This window comes from Solirhodobacter sp. (assembly GCF_964715405.1).
The window spans coordinates 102,612-121,542 of sequence record NZ_CBAICG010000008.1 but is presented as its reverse complement, the minus strand read 5'-3'; the positions used below and the strand labels follow the sequence as shown (position 1 = coordinate 121,542).

The 18,931-nt window shown below is 69.3% G+C and carries 17 protein-coding genes; 14 read left to right on the top strand and 3 right to left on the bottom strand.

Annotated elements, in window-relative coordinates; genetic code table 11:
- Window positions 1–435: 435 nt before the first annotated feature.
- Window positions 436–1,134, bottom strand: a complete 699-nt coding sequence (locus AC11WY_RS05600) for an SDR family NAD(P)-dependent oxidoreductase (protein WP_482923391.1) — start codon at window positions 1,132–1,134, stop codon at window positions 436–438.
- Between the two features lie 138 nt (window positions 1,135–1,272).
- On the opposite strand from AC11WY_RS05600, the gene AC11WY_RS05595 reads away from it, so the two are divergent.
- The 3 genes from AC11WY_RS05595 (at window position 1,273) to AC11WY_RS05585 (ending at window position 3,538) form a co-directional block, all read left to right on the top strand.
- Entirely contained in the window at window positions 1,273–2,169 is an 897-nt protein-coding gene (locus AC11WY_RS05595) for a cation diffusion facilitator family transporter (protein WP_482923389.1), read from the top strand.
- An 80-nt stretch (window positions 2,170–2,249) separates the two neighbouring features.
- The gene (locus AC11WY_RS05590) at window positions 2,250–3,047 is read left to right on the top strand and encodes a crotonase/enoyl-CoA hydratase family protein (protein WP_482923387.1); all 798 of its coding nucleotides are present in this window, start codon (window positions 2,250–2,252) and stop codon (window positions 3,045–3,047) included.
- 17 nt (window positions 3,048–3,064) lie between these two features.
- A complete protein-coding gene (locus AC11WY_RS05585; RefSeq protein ID WP_482923385.1) occupies window positions 3,065–3,538 on the top strand; it encodes a hypothetical protein in 474 nt (157 codons plus the stop codon).
- Between the two features lie 254 nt (window positions 3,539–3,792).
- Here AC11WY_RS05585 and AC11WY_RS05580 read toward each other — a convergent pair whose 3' ends face one another.
- Window positions 3,793–4,371, bottom strand: a complete 579-nt coding sequence (locus AC11WY_RS05580; RefSeq protein ID WP_482923384.1) for a DUF1285 domain-containing protein — start codon at window positions 4,369–4,371, stop codon at window positions 3,793–3,795.
- Window positions 4,372–4,456: 85 nt separating this feature from the next.
- Between AC11WY_RS05580 and AC11WY_RS05575 the strand changes: the two genes are divergently transcribed.
- The 4 genes from AC11WY_RS05575 to AC11WY_RS05560 are packed head-to-tail and all read left to right on the top strand — an operon-like array spanning window position 4,457 to window position 11,179.
- Window positions 4,457–5,464, top strand: coding sequence for an AAA family ATPase (locus AC11WY_RS05575; protein WP_482923382.1), 1,008 nt, complete (start codon window positions 4,457–4,459; stop codon window positions 5,462–5,464).
- On the top strand, window positions 5,461–6,342 hold the full coding sequence (locus AC11WY_RS05570; RefSeq protein WP_482923380.1) for a DUF58 domain-containing protein: 882 nt from the start codon (window positions 5,461–5,463) through the stop codon (window positions 6,340–6,342). The genes AC11WY_RS05575 and AC11WY_RS05570 overlap by 4 nt, the downstream gene beginning before the upstream one ends.
- The gene (locus tag AC11WY_RS05565) at window positions 6,342–9,101 is read left to right on the top strand and encodes a DUF4159 domain-containing protein (RefSeq protein ID WP_482923379.1); all 2,760 of its coding nucleotides are present in this window, start codon (window positions 6,342–6,344) and stop codon (window positions 9,099–9,101) included. Before AC11WY_RS05570 ends, AC11WY_RS05565 begins: the two co-directional genes overlap by 1 nt.
- The gene (locus AC11WY_RS05560; RefSeq protein WP_482923377.1) at window positions 9,098–11,179 is read left to right on the top strand and encodes a hypothetical protein; all 2,082 of its coding nucleotides are present in this window, start codon (window positions 9,098–9,100) and stop codon (window positions 11,177–11,179) included. Before AC11WY_RS05565 ends, AC11WY_RS05560 begins: the two co-directional genes overlap by 4 nt.
- On the opposite strand, the gene AC11WY_RS05555 is transcribed toward AC11WY_RS05560, so the two are convergent.
- Window positions 11,176–11,853: a DUF599 domain-containing protein gene (locus tag AC11WY_RS05555; protein ID WP_482923375.1), complete on the bottom strand. Its 678-nt coding sequence runs from the start codon at window positions 11,851–11,853 to the stop codon at window positions 11,176–11,178. The genes AC11WY_RS05560 and AC11WY_RS05555 overlap by 4 nt on opposite strands.
- A 104-nt stretch (window positions 11,854–11,957) precedes the next feature.
- Here AC11WY_RS05555 and AC11WY_RS05550 point away from each other — a divergent pair, with 104 nt between their 5' ends.
- The 7 genes from AC11WY_RS05550 to AC11WY_RS05520 all read left to right on the top strand — a co-directional run bounded on the left by AC11WY_RS05550 (window position 11,958) and on the right by AC11WY_RS05520 (window position 18,903).
- The gene (locus AC11WY_RS05550; protein WP_482923373.1) at window positions 11,958–13,391 is read left to right on the top strand and encodes an FAD-linked oxidase C-terminal domain-containing protein; all 1,434 of its coding nucleotides are present in this window, start codon (window positions 11,958–11,960) and stop codon (window positions 13,389–13,391) included.
- Window positions 13,392–13,459: 68 nt separating this feature from the next.
- A complete protein-coding gene (locus AC11WY_RS05545) occupies window positions 13,460–14,569 on the top strand; it encodes an FAD-binding protein (protein WP_482923371.1) in 1,110 nt (369 codons plus the stop codon).
- Window positions 14,570–14,572: 3 nt separating this feature from the next.
- Window positions 14,573–15,868 (top strand): glycolate oxidase subunit GlcF, encoded by a 1,296-nt coding sequence (gene glcF / locus AC11WY_RS05540; RefSeq protein WP_482923369.1) that lies wholly within the window; start codon window positions 14,573–14,575, stop codon window positions 15,866–15,868.
- Window positions 15,869–15,924: 56 nt separating this feature from the next.
- Window positions 15,925–16,770 carry a trypsin-like serine peptidase gene (locus tag AC11WY_RS05535; RefSeq protein ID WP_482923367.1) on the top strand — a complete coding sequence of 282 codons (846 nt, stop codon included), beginning with the start codon at window positions 15,925–15,927 and terminating at the stop codon, window positions 16,768–16,770.
- A gap of 114 nt (window positions 16,771–16,884) precedes the next feature.
- Window positions 16,885–17,349 (top strand): Hsp20 family protein, encoded by a 465-nt coding sequence (locus AC11WY_RS05530; protein WP_482923365.1) that lies wholly within the window; start codon window positions 16,885–16,887, stop codon window positions 17,347–17,349.
- A gap of 199 nt (window positions 17,350–17,548) precedes the next feature.
- On the top strand, window positions 17,549–18,448 hold the full coding sequence (locus tag AC11WY_RS05525) for a DMT family transporter (protein WP_482923363.1): 900 nt from the start codon (window positions 17,549–17,551) through the stop codon (window positions 18,446–18,448).
- Window positions 18,449–18,531: 83 nt separating this feature from the next.
- On the top strand, window positions 18,532–18,903 hold the full coding sequence (locus tag AC11WY_RS05520) for a winged helix-turn-helix domain-containing protein (protein ID WP_482923361.1): 372 nt from the start codon (window positions 18,532–18,534) through the stop codon (window positions 18,901–18,903).
- Window positions 18,904–18,931 lie beyond the last annotated feature (28 nt).

Genomic DNA, 18,931 nt, shown 5'->3' with positions numbered 1-18,931 from the left:
CGACTACCTCGGGCAGCACAACACAAAACCAAAGCCGTTTACTTGGACCAAAACAGCCGAAGACATCCTCACCCGTGAACGACGCGCGCTGAACAAACTCGATGAAGTCAGAGGAAACAGGTAGCAAGCGTCAGACTCAGAACACTAGGACAGGGGTTGCCACCAGAGGACTACAATTTTGGGGGCATTAGCGGAGGCCCGCTCCTTCGCAACTTCTTGAATGCTGATCATGAGCCCTTTTGTGTCTTTGGCGGGGTGATACGCGAGGGGCGTGGCGCGCCTGATGAGTCTGGGCAACGCATTCAAGGGTTCGAGTTGATAACAGCCCGACGTTCGGACTTCATCAAGGCTGATGGCACTCTGGATCACGTTTCTTGGGCGAACTTACCATAGTTCACTGAGCACACCTGCGACGGTTCGGACGAGAGGGAAGGATCAAAACCGCTCCACCCAGGGCCGCACCGCAATCTCCTCGCTCCACGCCGACCGCCCCTGCTTCACCAGCGCCACATAGGTCGCCGCGATCGCCGCCGGGTCCAGCATCGAGTCCGGCGCGCCCTCAGGCTCCACCCGCCCCGGATTGCGGATGCCGCCGTCGATGTTGATCCAGGCCACATGGATGCCCTTCGGGTGCAATTCACGCGCCATCGACTGCGCCAGCCCGCGCTGCGCGAACTTGCCCATCGCGAAGGGGGCCGACTGCGGAAACCCCTTCACCCCGGCCGAGGCGCCGGTGAACAGGATCGTGCCGCGCACCCCCGCCACCGGGTCCGACGCCAGCATCGCCCGCGCCGCGGCCTGCCCGACGAGGAAGGCGCCGAACGCCGTCACCTCCAGCGCGTGGCGCACGCCCTCGGGGTCGAGGTCGGTCAGCGGGCCGCGCACCCGCGCCGAGGGGTTGTAGACCACCACCCGCGGCGCGGCATCCAGCGCCGCGAACAGCGCCGTGACCGCCGCCGGATCAGCGGCGTCGCAGGCGTGACAGGTGGCCCCCGTCTCGGCCGCCAGCGGCCCGAGCTTCCCTACGTTTCGCGCGGCCAGCGCCAGCCGGTAGCCCTCGGCACGGAAAGCGCGGGCAAGCGCGGCCGAAAGGCCATCGCCGACGCCGACGATGAGGGCGAGAGGATCGGACATTGCAGGATTCCCTTTGGTCTGGAGGCTACGGTCGTCCAACTGGCGCCCGGTGTCAAAGCCTCCCGCGCCCTGCCCAGGCCAAGCGGTGCGCGCTTGACAGCGCCCGACCCGCGAGGGAGCGTGCCGCAGGAGGCCAAGATGCCGCACGACCACCACCACCCTCACATCGACACCGGCGACCGCAACATGTCGGCGGCCGTGGCGGCGAACCTCGGCCTGTCGCTGGCGCAGATCGCGGGCGGGCTCTTTGCCGGGTCGGTCGCGCTGATCGCGGACGGTGTGCACAACCTGTCGGACGCCGCGACGCTGGTCCTCACCTTCGCCGCCCGGCGGATCGCCCGGCGCCCGGCGGATGCCGTGATGACCTTCGGCTACGGCCGCGCCGAACTCGTGGCGGCGCTGGTGAACTACACCACGCTGATCGTGATCTCGCTCTGGCTCGCGGCCGAGGCGGTGCCTCGTCTGATCCATCCTCCGGGGGTGGAGGGCTGGACGGTGGTTGTTCTGGCTGCGCTGGCGCTTCTGGTCAACACGGCGACAGCGCTGCTGACCTTCCGGCTGGCGAAGGACAGCCTGAACATCCGCGCCGCCTTTCTGCACAACGCGGGCGATGCGGCGACCTCGCTGGTGGTCGTGGTCGCCGGGGTGCTGATCCTGCGCTACGATTGGCGGCTGGTCGATCCGCTGGCAACGCTGGGCATCTCTGGCTGGATGCTCTGGACCTCGCTGCACGAGATCCGCCCGGTGATCCGCATCCTGATGCTCGGCGCCCCGCCCGACCTGGCCGCCGCCGAGGTTCTGGCGCGGATCGCGGCGATCGAAGGGGTGACGGGCGTGCACCACCTGCATCTGTGGCAGATCGACGAACACGAAACCTCGTGCGAGGCGCATCTGGTGGTGGCGGATGAAGGTGCTGCGGTCAGCGCGAGGGTGCGCGCGATGCTGGAACGCGACTTCGGCATCGACCACGCCACCTTCGCGGTGGAACAGGTCGGGGCAAGCTGCCTTGGCGCCCCGGCGATCGGCCACGCCTGACCTTGCGTCAGCCGATCGCGCGGCGGCTGGGAGTGATGGCCCGCGCCGTGCACGATTGGCGCGGTCCGGGGGAGGATGCGATGGGCGAACCGGTCAATGTGGTGATCAATGCGGACGGGCTGGCGGTGGTGACGCTCGACCGGCCCGAGGTGAAGAACGCCTGGAACCTGCAGATGTTCGCGGCGCTGACCGATGCTGCGGCCCGGCTGGCCGAAACGCCCGGGTTGCGCGCGGTGATCCTGCGCGGGGCGGGGGGCTGCTTCTCCTCGGGGCTGGACCTCTCGGTGATGCAGTCCTTCGCCGGCAACCTCGACGCCCTGAAGGCCGAGATGCTGAACGTGCCGCAGGGTGCGCCCAACCGCTTTCAGGCGCCCTGCACCGGCTGGTCGCAACTCCCCGTGCCGGTCATCGCGGCGTTGGACGGGGTCGCCTACGGCGCCGGTCTGCAACTGGCCCTGGCCGCCGATTTCCGCATTGCCGCGCCCGACGCAAGGCTTTCGGTGCGCGAGGCGCACTGGGGCCTGATCCCCGACATGGGGATCAGCCAAAGCCTGCCGCGCCTGCTGCGCGCCGATCAGGCGCTGGAGCTGATGATGACCGGCCGCGTGGTCGAGGCGCCCGAGGCGCTGGTGCTCGGCTTGCTGGCCCGGATCGCCGCCGACCCGCTGGCCGAGGCACGGGCCCTGGCCGCCGCGATCACGGAACGTTCGCCCGATGCGGTGCGGGCCGCCAAGGCGCTGGTGCGCGAGGCCTGGACGCTGCCGCCCGGCGAGGGATTGGCGGTCGAGGCGCGGTTGCAGGCCGATCTGCTCGGCGGGGCGAACATGATCGAGGCGGTGATGGCCAATATGGCCAAACGCGCGCCGAAGTTCCGTTAAAGCGAGGAGGGATCCAGATGAAGGTGCGTAAGGCGATATTGACCAGTGTGGTCGGGCTAGTATGCTACGCAGGATTGGCTTTGGCTAACTCTGATCAAACAGTGGGAATTCGTGCTGACACCTGCGTGTATTCGATCGGGTCACAGCCCCAGCAAACATGCCAGCAAGTGATGTACATGGCTTTTCAGTCCTCCGGTAGGGTGAGCATCAACATCCCAACTGACATTGGAACGATTGGTTTCTCCGGCGGAGAAGACTTGCAGGCTGACAGCCAGCACTACGGAATGATTGTTGACAGCCTCCTTATTGGATCAGCCGATATGACATCCAAGCGCATTCCGGCACGAGGCAAGTGCGCGATGACTCTCTCAAAAGACGGAGGAACCGTTTATTCAATTGCGTGTGAGGCTGATACAGACTTTGGCAAGGCAGTTCTTCTACTCCAGGGAAGGCCTGGAAACGTGTCTGTCATGTCGCAACCGAAGCAATAGCGCATTCGAAGGCCGAACGGCGCTGCCCCCCGGCGAGGGATTGGCGATCGAGGCGCGGTTGCAGGCCGACCTGCTCGGCGGCGGGAACATGGTCGAGGCGGTGATGGCCAACATAGGAAAACGGGCGCCGAAGTTCCGCTAAAGCGGCCAACGTCGGTGGAACGTCGGTGCTTTTACGGTGCCTTTTCGGTGCAAAATCGGTATGCCGGTTTCCCAGCCTTTCCAATGACTTGCCCTGTGTTGTCGGCGCGACGCTAGCCCAGTTCTGCCGACCGGATCACCGGGAAGAATACGCCCGACGACCAGACCCCGAACCAGCCTTCCCCCTCATGCGCGGCAGGGGTGCCAAGCTCCACCAGCCGATAAAAGCTCTTGCGGTCGATCAGCGCCTCAAGGTTGGTGCGGACCCGGATGTAGGGCGCGGGCTCGCCGGTTTCGGGGTCGCGCACTACGCGGATCGGGTGGTCGGGCCCCGCCACCGCCGTGTCACCGACGTTGGTCGTGAAGGTCAGCACCTGCGCCAGCCCCACGCCCGCCGCCTCGAAATCGACCGCCACAAAGGGCGCGTCATCGACCCGGATGCCGACCATTTCCACTGGGGTCACAAGGAAATAGCTTTCGCCATCCCGGCGGAGGATGTTGGCGAAGAGCTTTACCAGCGCGGGCCGCCCGATCGGTGTGCCCAGGTAGAACCACGTCCCGTCCCGTGCGATGCGGATGTCCAGATCGCCGCAGAACGGCGGGTTCCACAGATGCACCGGCGCGGGCCCGCGGCCCTTGGTGGCGGCGCTGGCCGCCGCCGCCATGCCCTCGGCCGAGGGGGTCACGATCATTTGCGGCGTCTTTCCGTTTGTCATTTGTGCCCGGTGCGATACTTCGCTCTAATGCCCCCAGTATAGGGTCCAAAGGAAGATTGTCATGGTCGAGCATGCCCCGCTGGTGGCTGAGATCGAAGCGCTGGGCGAAAAGCTCGCGCGCGCCCGCGTTTCGATCAATCGCCGCTTCATCGGGCAGGATCCTGTGGTGGATCTGGTGCTGTCGGCCCTTCTGTGCGGCGGGCACGGCCTCTTGATCGGTCTGCCGGGCCTGGGCAAGACGCGGCTGGTGGATACGCTCTCGACCGTGATGGGGCTGACGGGCAGCCGGGTGCAGTTCACCCCCGACCTGATGCCCGCCGACATCCTGGGGTCCGAAGTGCTGGAAACCGCCGCCGACGGCAGCCGCGCGTTTCGCTTCATCGAGGGCCCGGTGTTCTGCCAACTGCTGATGGCGGACGAGATCAACCGCGCCAGCCCCCGCACCCAGTCGGCGCTGTTGCAGGCGATGCAGGAACGCGAAGTGACGGTGGCGGGCAAGCACCGGCCGCTCGGGCAGCCGTTCCATGTGCTGGCAACCCAGAACCCGATCGAACAGGAAGGCACCTACCCGTTGCCCGAGGCGCAACTGGACCGGTTCCTAGTCGAGATCGATGTCGAGTATCCGGACCGGGCAACGGAAAAGGCGATCCTGCTGGCCACCACCGGCGAAGAGGAAGCCGTGGCCGAGGCGGTCTTTACCGATGGCGAACTGCTGGCCGCGCAGATGGTGCTGCGGCGGATGCCGGTCGGTGATGCGGTGGTCGAGATGATCCTGGACCTCGTGCGCGCCTGCCGCCCCGGCGAATCCGAGGCGCTCGGCCGCGTGAACGGGGCCGTCAGCTGGGGCCCCGGCCCGCGCGCGGCGCAGGCGCTGATGCTGACGGTGCGGGCGCGGGCGCTGCTGGATGGCCGCCTTGCCCCCTCGGCCGAGGATGTGCGCGCGCTGGCCCGCCCGGTGCTCAGCCACCGCATGGCGCTCAGCTTCGCGGCCCGCGCGCGCGGCGAAAGCCTGTCGGGCCTGATCGACGCGGTGGCGGCGCAAGTGACGCGCATCGAGGCGGCGGCGTGATCCCGGCCGCGCCCTCCACGCCCCTGCGCGGGCGGGCCGAGGCGCTGGCGTCACCGCTGCCGCCGCTTCTGGCCGAAGCGGAACATCTGGCCGCCGCCGTGATGCTGGGCGAACACGGCCGCCGTCGGGCCGGGATGGGCGATGAATTCTGGCAGTATCGCCCGGTCAACGCGAGCGACGATGCGCGCGCCATCGACTGGCGTCGGTCGGCCCGGTCGGATGCGCAGTTCGTGCGGCAGAAGGAATGGCAGGCGGCGCAGTCGGTGGCGATCTGGGTCGACGATTCGCGGTCGATGGGCTTCAGCGGCGAACCCAAACGCCCGCCCAAGGCCGACCGCGCGCAGTTGCTGGCGCTGGCGGCGGCGGTCTTGTTGCTGCGCGCGGGCGAACGGGTCGGGCTGGCCGATGGCCGCGTGCCGGTGCGCGCCGGGCAGGGGCAACTGATGCGGCTTGCGGCTGCGCTGGGGTCCGAGGGGGATGCCGATTATGGCGCGCCCGAAACCGCCGCACTGGTGCCGCAGGGCCGCGCGCTCTTTCTGTCGGATTTCATGGGCGACCCGGCAAAGGTCGAGGCCGCGCTGACCCGTGCCGCCGATCGCGGCGTGCGCGGTGTGTTGTTGCAAGTGCTCGACCCGGAGGAAGAGGCGTTTCCCTTCGACGGCCGCACGATCTTTGAAAGCATGGGCGGCGCTTTGCGGCACGAAACGCTGCGGGCGGCCGATCTGCGCGGCCGCTACGTCGCGCGGCTGGCCGAACGGAAGGACCGCCTGCAGGCGCTGGCCCGCGCGACGGGCTGGCAGTTCGCCTGCCACCACACCGACACGCCCGCCGCCGCGCCGCTGCTGTGGCTTTACCGGGCGTTGGAGCGTCGCCGCTGATGTGGATGCTTGGCCCGATCGGGTTCACCACGCCCTGGCTTCTGGTCGGCCTGATCGTGCTGCCGGTGCTCTGGATCATCCTGCGCGCGATCCCGCCCGCGCCGATCCGGCGGCGGTTTCCGGGCGTCGCGCTGCTGCTGGGCCTGACCGATGAGCGCGCCGAGACCGACCGCACGCCCTGGTGGCTTTTGCTGCTGCGCACGCTGGCGATTGCTGCCGTGATCATCGCCTTCGCCGGGCCAATCCTGCACCCCGACCGGCGGGTGGCAAGCAGCGGGCCGCTGCTGATCCTCGCCGATGGCACCTGGGCCGATGCGCGCGACTGGCCGCGGCGGCTGGAGCGGATATCGGCGCTGCTGACCGAGGCGGGCCGCGCCGGGCGGCCGGTGACTTTGGTCGCGCTGACCGATCTGCCCCCCGCCGCGCCGGAGTTCCAGACCGCCGACGCCTGGGCCGCGCGGCTGCCGGGCCTGCAGCCCAGGCCCTGGGCGCCCGATCCCGCCGCCGTCGCCGCTTGGGCCAAGGGGCTGAGCGGCGGGTTCGAGACCTACTGGCTGTCCGACGGCCTCGCGCGGCTGGGTCGCGGGCCGCTGCTGGCGGCGCTCGAATCCCACGGGCCGGTGACGGTGTTCGAGACGCCGCACCCGGTCTTTGCGCTGCGGCCCGCCGTCTTCAAGGACGGCGCCGTTGTGCTGAACGTGCTGCGCGCCGCGCCCGGCCCGGCGACCGGCGTCACCGTGATCGCGCGCGGCCCCGACCCCGCGGGGGTGGAACGCGATCTGTCGCAGGGCGTCGCCGACTTCACCGAAGGCGCGACCGAGGCGACGGTGACGCTGACCCTGCCCGCCGAGTTGCGCAACCGCGTCACCGGCTTCGTGATTTCCGGCGAGCGTTCGGCCGCGGCGGTCAGCCTGACCGACGACACGCTGAAACGGCGCAAGGTCGCGCTGATCGCCGGGGTGCGCGACCGGGAGGGGCTGGAACTGCTGTCGCCGCTGCACTACCTGCGCGAGGCGCTGCGCCCCGAGGCCGACGTGATCGAGGGCAACTTCGGCGACCTGATGATGGCGAACCCGGATGTGGTGATCCTCGCCGATGTGGCGCGGCTGGCGCCCGAGGAATCCGAGGCGCTGCAGGCCTGGGTGAACAAGGGCGGCACCCTTCTGCGCTTTGCCGGGCCGCGTCTGGCGCAAAGCGATGTCAGCCGCGAGACCGAAGACCCGCTGATGCCGGTCCGCCTGCGCGCCGGTGGCCGCGAGGTGGGCGGCGCCATGAGCTGGGGCCAGCCGAAGAACCTGAGACCCTTCCCCGAGGGCTCGCCCTTCTTCGGGCTGACGGTCCCGGACGAGGTGACGGTGAACGAACAGGTGATGGCGCAGCCCGACCCTTCGCTGGCCGACAGCACCATTGCCAGCCTGTCCGACGGCACGCCGCTGGTCACCCGAAAGGCGCTGGGGCAGGGGCAGGTGATCCTGTTCCACGTCACCGCGAACGCGGAATGGTCCACCCTGCCGCTGTCGGGCCTGTTCGTGCAGATGCTGGACCGGCTGGCGGTGGCCACGCGGCCGGCGCAGCCCTCGGCCGCCGATCTGAAGGGCACCACCTGGGTGCCGCAAACGCTGCTGGATGCCTTCGGGGCCGCCCATACCGCCGACCAGACCGCCGGCATTGCGGGCGAGGCGCTGGCGGCGGGCCAGCCCGGCCCGAAGACGCCGCCCGGCCTTTACGCCGCACAGGATCGCCGCGTCGCGCTGAACGTGATCGGGGCGAAGACCGCGCTGGCGCCCGCCGTCTGGCCCGCAAGCGTCGTGGTCGAGGGGATCGCCGCCAGCCGCGAGCGGCCGTTGAAGGGCAGCCTGCTGTCGGCGGCGCTGCTGGCCCTGCTGCTGGACATGATCGCCTCGCTCTGGCTGTCGGGCCGGTTGCGGGGGGCGCGCGCCGGAATGGCGGTCGTGCTGCTGGCGGCGCTGTTGCTGCCCGGCCCCGTGCGCGCCGACGCGGCCGAGGATTTTGCCCTGCGTGCCACGCATGGCGTTGTGCTGGCCCATGTGCTGACCGGCGACGCGCAGGTGGACAGGGTGGCTGACGCGGGCCTCGCGGGCCTCTCCGGCGTGCTGGCCGCCCGCACCTCGGTGGAGCCCGACCCACCGATGGCGGTGAATATCGAGACCGATGATCTGTCGCTCTTCCCCTTTCTCTACTGGCCGGTGACGGACAGCGCGCCGCTACCCTCGGCCAAGGCCTACGCCAGGCTCAACGACTATCTGCGCTCGGGGGGCATGATCCTGTTCGACACCCGCGACGGCGATGTGTCGGGCTTCGGTGCCGTCACGCCCACCGGGCAGCGGTTGCAGGCGATCGCCGCCGGTCTGGACGTGCCCCCGCTGGAACCGATCCCGAGCGACCACGTGCTGACCCGCAGCTTCTATCTGTTGCAGGATTTTCCCGGCCGCTTCGACGGGCCAATCCTCTGGCTCGAGGCTGCGCCGCCCGATGCCGTGAAGGCCGAGGGGATGCCGTTCCGCGACCTCAACGATGGCGTCTCGCCGGTGGTGATCGGCGGCAACGACTGGGCCGCGGCCTGGGCGGTGGATGAGTCCGGGGCGCCGATGTTCCCGGTCGGGCGCGGCGCGACCGGCGAACGCCAGCGCGAGATTTCCTACCGGTTCGGCGTCAACCTGATCATGTATGTGCTGACCGGCAACTATAAGTCCGATCAGGTCCATGTGCCGGCCCTGCTGCAAAGGCTGGGGCAATGAGCGCGGCAGGCGTCATCTTCGATCCGCTGATCCCCTGGCCGGTGCTCTGGGCGGCGGCGGGTGTCGCCGTGCTGGCGGTGGCTTTCGCCTGGTGGCGGGGCCTGCGCGGCTGGGCCCTGCGCGCGCTGACGGCGGCGGCGATCCTGCTGGCCCTCGCCAACCCCTCGTTGCAGCACGAGGACCGCGCGCCGCTGTCGGACATCGTGCTGATGGTCACCGACCGCAGCGCCAGCCAGCACCTGTCGGACCGCGACGCGCAGACGACGCTGGCGGTGGCGGCGCTGAGCGCGAAGATCGCCGCGCTGCCGAACGTGGAACTGCGCAGCGTGACGGTGGGCGATGCGCCGGACGACGGCGGGTCGCTGGTGATGGGCGCGCTGGCCGATGCGCTGGCGGGCGAGCCGCGCGCCCGTGTCGCCGGGGCGATCCTGATCACCGACGGGCAGGTGCACGACATGGCCCGCGCCCCCGATCTGCCTGCGCCGCTCAGCGTGGTGCTGACCGGCCACGCCACCGACTGGGACCGCCGCCTGATCATCAAGAACGCGCCCGCCTTCGCCATCATGGGCGAGCCGGTCATGCTGCGGCTGCGGATCGAGGATCAGGGCAAGGTGCCCGCCTCGGCGGGCGATCAGGCGCAACTGACGATCTCGATCGACGGTGACGCGCCGCGCATCTACACGGTGCCGGTCGGCCGCGATCTGGACCTGCCGGTGACGCTGCCGCATGGCGGGCTGAACGTGCTGCAATTCCAGACCCCCGCGATGCCGGGCGAACTAACCGACCGCAACAACAGCGCCGTGGTGCAGATCGACGGCGTGCGCGACCGTCTGCGGGTGCTGCTGGTCTCGGGCGAGCCCTACGCGGGCGAACGGGTCTGGCGCAACCTCTTGAAATCCGACGCCTCGGTGGACCTCGTCCACTTCACCATCCTGCGCCCGCCGGACAAGGAGGACGCCGTGCCGGTGAACGAACTGGCGCTGATCGCCTTTCCGACGCATGAGTTGTTCGTTGAAAAGATCAAGTCGTTCGACCTGATCATCTTCGACCGCTACCGCCGCCGCGGCATCTTGCCCACCGAATACATCGAGAACGTACGCGATTACGTGCTGCACGGCGGCGCGGTGCTGGTCGAGGCGGGGCCGGAATTCGGCTCGGCCGACAGCCTCTATCGCTCGCCGCTGGCCGATGTGATGCCGGTCCAGCCGACCAGCCGGGTGATCGAGCAGGGGTTCCGGCCGCAGATCACCGATCTGGGCCAGCGCCACCCCGTCACCGCGGGGCTGGCGGCCTTCGCGCCCAAGGGCACGGACGGCCAGCCCGGCTGGGGCCGCTGGTTCCGCCAGATCGAGATGACCGCCGCGCCGGGGGCGCAGACGGTGATGTCGGGCGTCGATGGCAAGCCGCTGCTGGTGCTGGCGCATGAGGGCGAGGGCCGCGTCGCCGTGCTCGCCTCGGATCAGGCCTGGCTCTGGAGCCGCGGCTTCGAGGGTGGCGGGCCGCAACTGGAACTGCTGCGGCGGCTGGCGCACTGGATGATGAAGGAGCCGACGCTGGAGGAAGAGGCGCTGACGGCCAGCGCGGTGGGGCAGGACGTGACGATCACCCGCCGCTCTTTGACCGACGCCAAGCGCGAAGTGTCGGTGACCGGCCCGGACGGCAAGGTGACCACGCTGCCGATGGCCGAAACCGCGCCCGGCACCTGGACAGTGACCTGGCACGCGCCGGTGATGGGGCTTTACCGGCTGGCGCAGGATGACCTGAAGGCGGTGGTGGGCATCGGCCCGTCCTCGCCCAAGGAATTCGAGGAGACGATCGCCACCGGCGACAAGCTGGCGCCCGCCATTGCGGCCCATCGCGGCGGCGTGCTGCGGATCGAGGATGGCATCCCGGATGTGCGGCTGGTGCGCGCGGGCGCGGCGGCGGCCGGGCGCGGCTGGATCGGCATCACCCCGCGCAACGCCTATGTCACCACCGATGTGCGGGTGCAGCCCCTGCTGCCCGCCTGGGCGCTTTTGCTGCTCGCCGCGCTGCTGGCGCTGTCGGCCTGGCTGGTCGAGGGGCGGCGGCGGGGTTAGCCAAGGTCGATCATCACCCGGCGGGAATGCGAGGCGAACTCGCGCCGGAGCAGCACCGCCACCGTCACCGCCGTGCCGACCAGCAGCGCCGGCCAGCCGAGCAGCCAGCCCAGCGAGCCGAGCGCGAAGTAGACCGACCTGAGCCCCCGGTTGAAGCCCTTCGCCGCCGAGATGTTGATCTCGGCCGCCTGTCCGGCCCGGTGCAGCGCCAGCGGATCGGCGGGATCGTTCGGCGCCGAGGCCATCATGATCGCGCAATAGCCAAACAGCCGGTGCGCCCAGACGAATTTCAGGAATGCGTTGGCGAGAAACAGGATCACCACCAGCGCCCGCACCTGCATCTCTGCCGGGGGGGGCGGTTGCAGCGCCAGTTCGCGCGCCACGCTGACCACCGGATTGGTATTGCCCAACAGCGCCAACCCGCCGCCGATGGCGATCAGCGCGGTCGAGGCGAAGAAGGCGGTGCCCTGCCGCAACCCCTCCAGCACGCTGGCATCGTAGATGCGCGGCTCGCGGGTGATGAACTGCACCATCCACTCGCGCCGGTAGCGCGCCATCAGTTGCGACACCGAGGGAAACCGCGCGGGCGCGTGTTCGATCGCCAGACCGATGCCGATCCATGACGCGAACAGCACCGCCAGCGCGGCAAGGTCGGGCAGGGGAAGCTGAAACATCTGGCTGATCGGCGTCATGGCTGAGAGGTTAGCCTGAAACTGCGCGCTTGCCAGCGGGCAAAATTGGTTATATTTCCTTACCAATAGCAAGCGGAGAAGCGACGATGGACATGCCCACCCCGAATCCCGCCATTCTCGCGCGGAAATCCCGCATCGTCGACCGCCTGCGCGCCGTGCTGCCCGCGGATGCGGTGATCGACGACGCGGCCGAAACCCGCGCCTATGAATGCGACGCGCTGAGCGCCTATCGCTGCGCCCCGCTGGCGGTCGTGCTGCCGCGCAGCACCGCCGAGGTCGCCGCCGCGCTGAAGGTCTGCCACGCCGAGGGCGTGCCGGTGGTGCCGCGCGGCTCGGGCACCTCGCTGGCCGGGGGGGCGCTGCCCACGGCGGATTGCGTGATCCTTGGCGTGTCGCGGCTGAACGCGGTGCTGGAAACCGACTATGCCAACCGCTTCATCCGCGTGCAGGCGGGCCGCACCAACCTGAGCGTGACCGGCGCGGTGGAACAGGACGGGTTCTTCTACGCCCCCGACCCTTCCAGCCAGTTGGCCTGCGCCATCGCGGGCAACATCGCGATGAACTCGGGTGGGGCGCATTGCCTGAAATACGGCGTGACGACCAACAACCTGCTGGGCGTCACGCTGGTGCTGATGGACGGCACGGTGGTGCAGATCGGCGGTGCGCATGTGGATGCGGGCGGGCTCGACCTGCTGGGCGTCATCTGCGGCTCGGAAGGGCAGTTGGGCGTGGTGACCGAGGCCACCCTGCGCATCCTGCGCAAGCCCGAGGGGGCGCGGCCGGTGCTGATGGGGTTCGACAGCAACGAGGTTGCGGGCGAATGCGTCAGCGACATCATCAAAGCGGGTGTGCTGCCGGTGGCGATCGAGTTCATGGACCGCCCCTGCATCCGTGCCACCGAGGATTTCGCCCACGCGGGCTACCCCGACTGCGAGGCGCTGCTGATCGTCGAGGTGGAGGGCAGCCCGGCCGAAATCGACGAGCAACTGGGGGTGATCCTGCAAATCGCGCGGCGGCACAACCCGGTGGAGCTGCGCGAAAGCCGGTCGGAGGAGGAGAGCAGGAAGATCTGGCTCGGCCGCAAATCCGCCTTCGGCGCGATGGGGCAGATCAACGACTACATGTGCCTTGATGGCACGATCCCGGTGACGGCGCTGCCGTTCGTGTTGCGCCGGATCGGCGAGATGAGCCGCGCCTGCGGCCTTGACGTGGGCAACGTGTTCCACGCGGGCGACGGCAACATGCACCCGCTGATCCTCTACAACGCCAACACACCGGGCGATCTGGAGAAATGCGAGGCCTTCGGGGCGGATATCCTGAAGCTTTGCGTCGAGGTCGGCGGCTGCCTGACCGGCGAGCACGGCGTGGGGATCGAAAAGCGCGACCTGATGGGGGTGCAGTTCACTGCCGCCGACATGGAGGCGCAGATGCGCGTGAAGGACGTCTTCGACCCGGCGTGGCTCTTGAACCCGGCGAAGGTGTTTCCGCTGGCGATCACCGCCGGGCGGCGTGCGGCGTGACGTTCCGTGGGGGGCTGTCTGCCCCCCACACCCCCTGAGGATACTTGTGAACGGAAGATGAGGACGACATGAGGCCCGCGGACGAGACGGAACTGGCCGCGGCGATCCGCGCGGCGGCGGGGCCGCTGCGGGTGCGCGGCGGCGGCACGCGCGATGTGGGGCGCCCCGTGGCGGGCACGGTGCTGGAAACGGGTGGCCTGTCGGGGATCACGCTTTACGAGCCGGGGGCGCTGACGCTGGTGGCGGGGGCGGGAACGCCGCTGGCCGCGATCGAGGCGGCGCTGGCGGCAGAAGGGCAGCGGCTGCCGTTCGAGCCGCCGGACTGGCGCGGGCTGCTGGGCACGGCGGGTGACTGCACGATCGGCGGCGTGGTGGCGGCGAACGCCTCGGGGCCGCGGCGGCTGATGGCGGGGGCCTGCCGCGACAGCCTGATCGGGGTGCGATTCGTCGATGGCAGCGGCACGGTGGTGAAGAACGGCGGGCGGGTGATGAAGAACGTCACCGGCTATGACTTGGTGAAGCTGATGGCCGGAAGCTGGGGCACCCTGGGCGTGCTGAGCGAGGTGGCGTTCAAGGTGCTGCCGGTGCCGGAGACGGCGGCGAGCGTTCTGCTGCCGGGGATCGGGCTGGCCGGGGCGGTTGCGGCGATGGCGGCGGCGGTGGGTTCGCCCTTCGAGGTGTCGGGCGCCGCCTGGGGGCCGGAGGGGGCGATGCTGCGGATCGAGGGCTTCGCGGCCTCGGTTGCCTACCGGGCGGGGCGGCTGCGCGATCTGCTGGCGGGGTTCGGGCCGGTAGATGTGGAGGAGGCGCGCGCGGCCACGGCGGCGCGCTGGCAGGGCATCCGCGATGTCACGGCCTTTGCCGGGCAGCCGGGCGATGTGTGGCGGCTGTCGGTGAAGCCGTCGGACGCGCCGGGGATCGTGGCGCGGCTGGGGGCCGAGGCGGTGCGGCTTGACTGGGCGGGCGGGCTGATCTGGGCGCGGGTGGCGCCGGGCCCCGATCTGCGTGCGCGGATCGGGGCCTTTGCGGGCCATGCCACGCTGATGCGGGCCAGCGTCGAGACCCGGGCGACGGTCGCGCCGTTTCAGCCGGAGCCCGCGCCCCTTGCCGCCCTTGCCGCCGGGCTGCGGGCGAGGTTCGACCCGCGCGGCATTCTGAACCCCGGACTGATGGGATAAGCGATGCAGACCACCTTCACCGCCGAACAACTGCAAGACCCGGCGATCGCCCGGTCCAACCGGATCCTGCGCACCTGTGTGCACTGCGGGTTCTGCACCGCGACCTGCCCCACCTATCAGGTGCTGGGCGACGAGCTGGACAGCCCGCGCGGCCGGATCTACCTGATCAAGGACATGCTGGAGAATTCCCGCGTGCCGGACGCGAAGACCGTGGGCCATATCGACCGCTGCCTGTCGTGCCTGTCGTGCATGACGACCTGCCCCTCGGGGGTCGATTACATGCATCTGGTGGACCATGCGCGGGCCTATATCGAGCAGACTTACCGCCGGCCGCTGAGCGAGCGGGCGCTGCGCTGGCTGCTGGCGCGGATCATCCCCTATCCGGGGCGGTTCCGGCTGGCGCTGCTGGGGGCGAAGATCGGGCGGCCGTTCGCGCGCCTGATGCCGGATGCGCGGCTGCGCGCGATGCTGGCGATGGCGCCGAAGGTGATCCCGCCGGTCAGCCGGAACGATGATCCGCAGGTGTTTCCGGCGACGGGGCCGCGCCGGATGCGGGTGGCGCTGCTGACCGGCTGCGCCCAGAAGGCGCTGAACACCGACATCAACGACGCCACCATCCGGCTGTTGCGACGGCTGGGCTGCGAGGTGGTGATCGCGCGCGGCATGGGCTGTTGCGGGGCGCTGACGCATCACATGGGCAAGACCGCCGAAAGCCACGCGGCGGCGGCGAAGAACATCGCCGCCTGGATGGCCGAGACGCGGGGCGGGGGGCTGGATGCGGTGGTGATCAACACCAGCGGCTGCGGCACCACCGTGAAGGACTATGGCAAGATGTTCGCGGGCGATCCGCTGGAGGCCGACGCGAAGGCCGTTTCCGCGCTGGCGACGGATGTGTCGGAACTGCTGCTGAAGCTCGATCTGCCGACGCAGGCGCCGCGCGGAATGCGGGTTGCCTATCACGCCGCCTGTTCACTGCAACACGGCCAGCAGATCAGGACCGCCCCGAAGGAGTTGCTGAAACGGGCGGGCTTCACCGTGGTGGAACCGGCCGACAGCCACCTCTGCTGCGGCTCGGCGGGCACCTACAACCTGTTGCAGCCGAAGATTTCGGCAGAGTTGAAGGCGCGCAAGGTCGCCACGCTGGAGGCGACGGCGCCCGAGGTGGTCGCGGCGGGCAACATCGGCTGCATGATGCAGATCGGCGCGGGTACCGGCATTCCGGTGATGCATACCGTCGAGCTGCTCGACTGGGCCACCGGCGGCCCGGAGCCGCGTGCGTTGGTGGCGGCGCGGCCATAGTTTTGCCGCAGGTGCCGGGCATATTCGGCGCGAAGCGGGCGAAAGAACGGCGGGCGATGCGCATGAAGCAATGGATGGCGGTCTGGGGCGCGGTCTTGATGCTGGCGCAAGCCGGGCCCTCGCCGGCGGATACGAACCTGCAGGCCCTCTCGACCCTTGACGACAGCAAGGGGTGGGAAGGGGTCGGCCGCCTGAACCTCGGCGACCGGGGGTTCTGCACGGCATCCCTGATCGCGCCCGACATCGTGCTGACCGCCGCGCATTGCCTTTATGACGAGTCCACGGGCGGGCGGTTTCCACTGGCCACGCTGACGTTCCTTGCGGATTGGCGGCTTGGTCGTGCCGCCGCCTACCGGAGCGTGCGGCGCGCGGTGATCGCGCCCGGCTACGACTATGCCTCGACCGACAAGATCGGCCGCATCGGCCATGACATTGCGCTGCTGCAACTGGATCAGGCGATCCGGCTGCCATCGATCCGGCCCTTCGCGGTGTCCGGCCGGGCGCAGGTGGGCGAGGCGGTGGGGGTCGTGTCCTATGCCAAGGACCGCTCTGACGCGCCCTCGTTGCAGCAGACCTGCCACGTTCTGGACACGCAGCCCGGCCTTCTGGTGCTGACCTGCGATATCGACTTCGGCTCCTCCGGGGCGCCGATCTTCCTGCTGCGCAACGGCGTTGCCACCATCGTGTCGGTGATCTCGGCCAAGGCCGAGGCGAACGGCAAGCAGGTGGCGCTGGGCGTCGATCTGGCGGGGGTGATCGGCGCGTTGCAGGCGCATCTTGTCGCGGAAGAGACGGGAACCATCCTGCAGGTCATCCCGACCCAGACCTCGCTGGACGGCGGCCTGCCTGCGGGCGGCCTGCAGGGCGGCGGCGCCAAGTTCGTGCGGCCCAGCCCCCCTTGAACGCGGGGAAATCGTTTCCCATCTAGGCGGTACCGGATGCCATGACGGGTCCGGCTTCCGGCCCGTCCCCTGTGGGGGAGGGCAATCTGAACATCGCTCACTGGAGGGTGATCCATGCGTACTTTCGATCTTGCCCCGCTTTACCGCGCCACTGTCGGCTATGACCGCATCGCCGATCTGATGGACCGTGTGCTGACCGGCGACGCCGCGCAGCCGACCTACCCGCCCTACAACATCGAGAAGACGGCCGAGAATGCCTATTGCATCTCGATTGCCGTGGCGGGGTTTGCCGCCGACGACCTGTCGGTCGAGGTGAAGGAAAACACCCTTGTCGTCACCGCCCGCAAGGCCGAGGACGACAGCGCCCGCACCTATCTGCATCGCGGCATCGCGACCCGCGCGTTCGAACGCCGCTTCGCGCTGGCCGATCATGTCCGCGTGACCGGCGCGCAGAACCTTGACGGGATGCTGCACATCGAACTGGTGCGCGAAACCCCCGAGGCGCTGAAACCGCGCCGCATCGAGATCGCCCGCCCGAACGACATCGAGGCGAAGGCGGTCGAGACCACGGCGGCCTGATCACCGGGGGATGGCCTGAACCGGGGCGCGCCGCAGGGCGCGCCCTTTTTGTTCAGAGCACAGGAACGACACGGAGTATCCGTGGCAAGGGCGTGGTTTCAAGGCCAAGGGCCCCCGCCCGGGAACGGAATGCCGTGGCGCATGGACGCCTGCCCGAGAGCCCTTGGCCTGACGTGGTCGCACTGATAGCACCGGCTGCATGGCGACTGATCGTGACAGTTCTCTGGCCTCCGCCATTGTCTTGGGCACAGGCATCCTCTGGGGGTTCTACTGGCTGCCGGTCCGGATCCTGTCCGGGATGGGGCTGGCTGGAGCATGGGGAACGGCCGCGATAACCGTTGCGGCGGCCGTGTTGCTTCTTCCCTTCGCGGTCGCGCGGCGGCGACAACTGGCGCAGGCGAACCGGGTCGCCTTGGCCTCCATCGCCCTCGGCGGGGCCGCCTTCGCGCTCTACTCGATCGGATTCGTCTATGGCCGGGTCGCGATCATCATCCTGCTGTGGTTCCTCAGCCCGGTCTGGAGCACCTTGATCGGGCGCTATCTGATGGGCTGGGCTACCCCCCGGCTGCGCGTTCTGGCGATCGCCGTTGGGCTGATCGGGCTTTTCGTCATGCTGGGGGCGGATGGAAATGTGCCTTTGCCCAAAGGGTTGGGAGAATGGATGACGCTGATCGGGGGCGTCCTGTGGTCTTTCTCGACCACGGGCATCCGGGTGAAATCCGATAGCGATCCCTTGTCGGCCGCGTTCGTTTTCGCCTGTGGTGCAGCCGGTGCCGCGCTCCTGCTCGCCCCGATGCTGGAGCCGGTGCCGACCTTCCCCTCTGGCCAGATCGGCAAGGCGATCCTGCTGGCGCTGGGAACGGGCGGCCTTTGGTGGGGGCTTTCGCTTGCCGGCCTGATGTGGGCGACAGTCCGGTTGGACCCGGCGCGTGTCAGCATCCTGCTGATGACGGAAGTCCTCTTCGGCGCCCTGTCGGCCGCGCTGCTCGCCGATGAGCAGTTGCGCCGACTCGAAATCGTGGGTGGGCTGCTGGTCATCTGCGCGGGTGTTCTGGAAGTCTGGCCCACGCGCCGCGTCGTGCCGGATCAGGACGGCTGAACGCGCGGTCGGCAACGCCCACTCCACAGGGCGGCCCACATCACGCTTGCCACTCTGCCCCGCGCCGCAGCATGATCGCGCCCATGACCGCCTCTACCCCCGATCCCCGCCTGCGCCTGCGTGTCGTCTTTGGCGACGGCGCGATGATCGGGCCCGGCAAGGCCGACCTGCTGGAGCGCATCCGCGAGACCGGCTCGATCTCGGCGGCGGGGCGGGCGATGGGGATGAGCTACAAGCGGGCCTGGATGCTGGTCGAAACGCTGAACGCGCTGTTCCGCGACCCGCTGGTGGAAAGCATTCGCGGCGGCGTGCAGGGCGGCGGCGCGCATCTGACCGCGGCGGGCGCGGCGGTGCTGGCGCATTACCGCCGCATCGAGGCGCGCGCGACCGAGGCGGCCGCCGACGAGATCGCGGCGATCCGGGCGATGCTGCGGGATATTCCCGACGGGAAATAACGCTTGCCATTCCTGCGCGGGGGATCGC

Excerpts from the sequence above, each read along its gene's own strand:
- AC11WY_RS05600 (WP_482923391.1), bottom strand. The coding sequence starts at position 1,134 with ATGTCCGATCCTCTCGCCCTCATCGTCGGCGTCGGCGATGGCCTTTCG.
- AC11WY_RS05530 (WP_482923365.1), top strand. The coding sequence starts at position 16,885 with ATGCGTACTTTCGATCTTGCCCCGCTTTACCGCGCCACTGTCGGCTAT.
- AC11WY_RS05555 (WP_482923375.1), bottom strand. The coding sequence starts at position 11,853 with ATGTTTCAGCTTCCCCTGCCCGACCTTGCCGCGCTGGCGGTGCTGTTC.
- AC11WY_RS05565 (WP_482923379.1), top strand. The coding sequence starts at position 6,342 with ATGTGGATGCTTGGCCCGATCGGGTTCACCACGCCCTGGCTTCTGGTC.
- AC11WY_RS05590 (WP_482923387.1), top strand. The coding sequence starts at position 2,250 with ATGGGCGAACCGGTCAATGTGGTGATCAATGCGGACGGGCTGGCGGTG.
- AC11WY_RS05580 (WP_482923384.1), bottom strand. The coding sequence starts at position 4,371 with ATGATCGTGACCCCCTCGGCCGAGGGCATGGCGGCGGCGGCCAGCGCC.
- AC11WY_RS05545 (WP_482923371.1), top strand. The coding sequence starts at position 13,460 with ATGAGGCCCGCGGACGAGACGGAACTGGCCGCGGCGATCCGCGCGGCG.
- AC11WY_RS05525 (WP_482923363.1), top strand. The coding sequence starts at position 17,549 with ATGGCGACTGATCGTGACAGTTCTCTGGCCTCCGCCATTGTCTTGGGC.
- AC11WY_RS05575 (WP_482923382.1), top strand. The coding sequence starts at position 4,457 with ATGGTCGAGCATGCCCCGCTGGTGGCTGAGATCGAAGCGCTGGGCGAA.
- AC11WY_RS05560 (WP_482923377.1), top strand. The coding sequence starts at position 9,098 with ATGAGCGCGGCAGGCGTCATCTTCGATCCGCTGATCCCCTGGCCGGTG.
- glcF (WP_482923369.1), top strand. The coding sequence starts at position 14,573 with ATGCAGACCACCTTCACCGCCGAACAACTGCAAGACCCGGCGATCGCC.
- AC11WY_RS05585 (WP_482923385.1), top strand. The coding sequence starts at position 3,065 with ATGAAGGTGCGTAAGGCGATATTGACCAGTGTGGTCGGGCTAGTATGC.
- AC11WY_RS05550 (WP_482923373.1), top strand. The coding sequence starts at position 11,958 with ATGGACATGCCCACCCCGAATCCCGCCATTCTCGCGCGGAAATCCCGC.
- AC11WY_RS05535 (WP_482923367.1), top strand. The coding sequence starts at position 15,925 with ATGCGCATGAAGCAATGGATGGCGGTCTGGGGCGCGGTCTTGATGCTG.
- AC11WY_RS05595 (WP_482923389.1), top strand. The coding sequence starts at position 1,273 with ATGCCGCACGACCACCACCACCCTCACATCGACACCGGCGACCGCAAC.
- AC11WY_RS05520 (WP_482923361.1), top strand. The coding sequence starts at position 18,532 with ATGACCGCCTCTACCCCCGATCCCCGCCTGCGCCTGCGTGTCGTCTTT.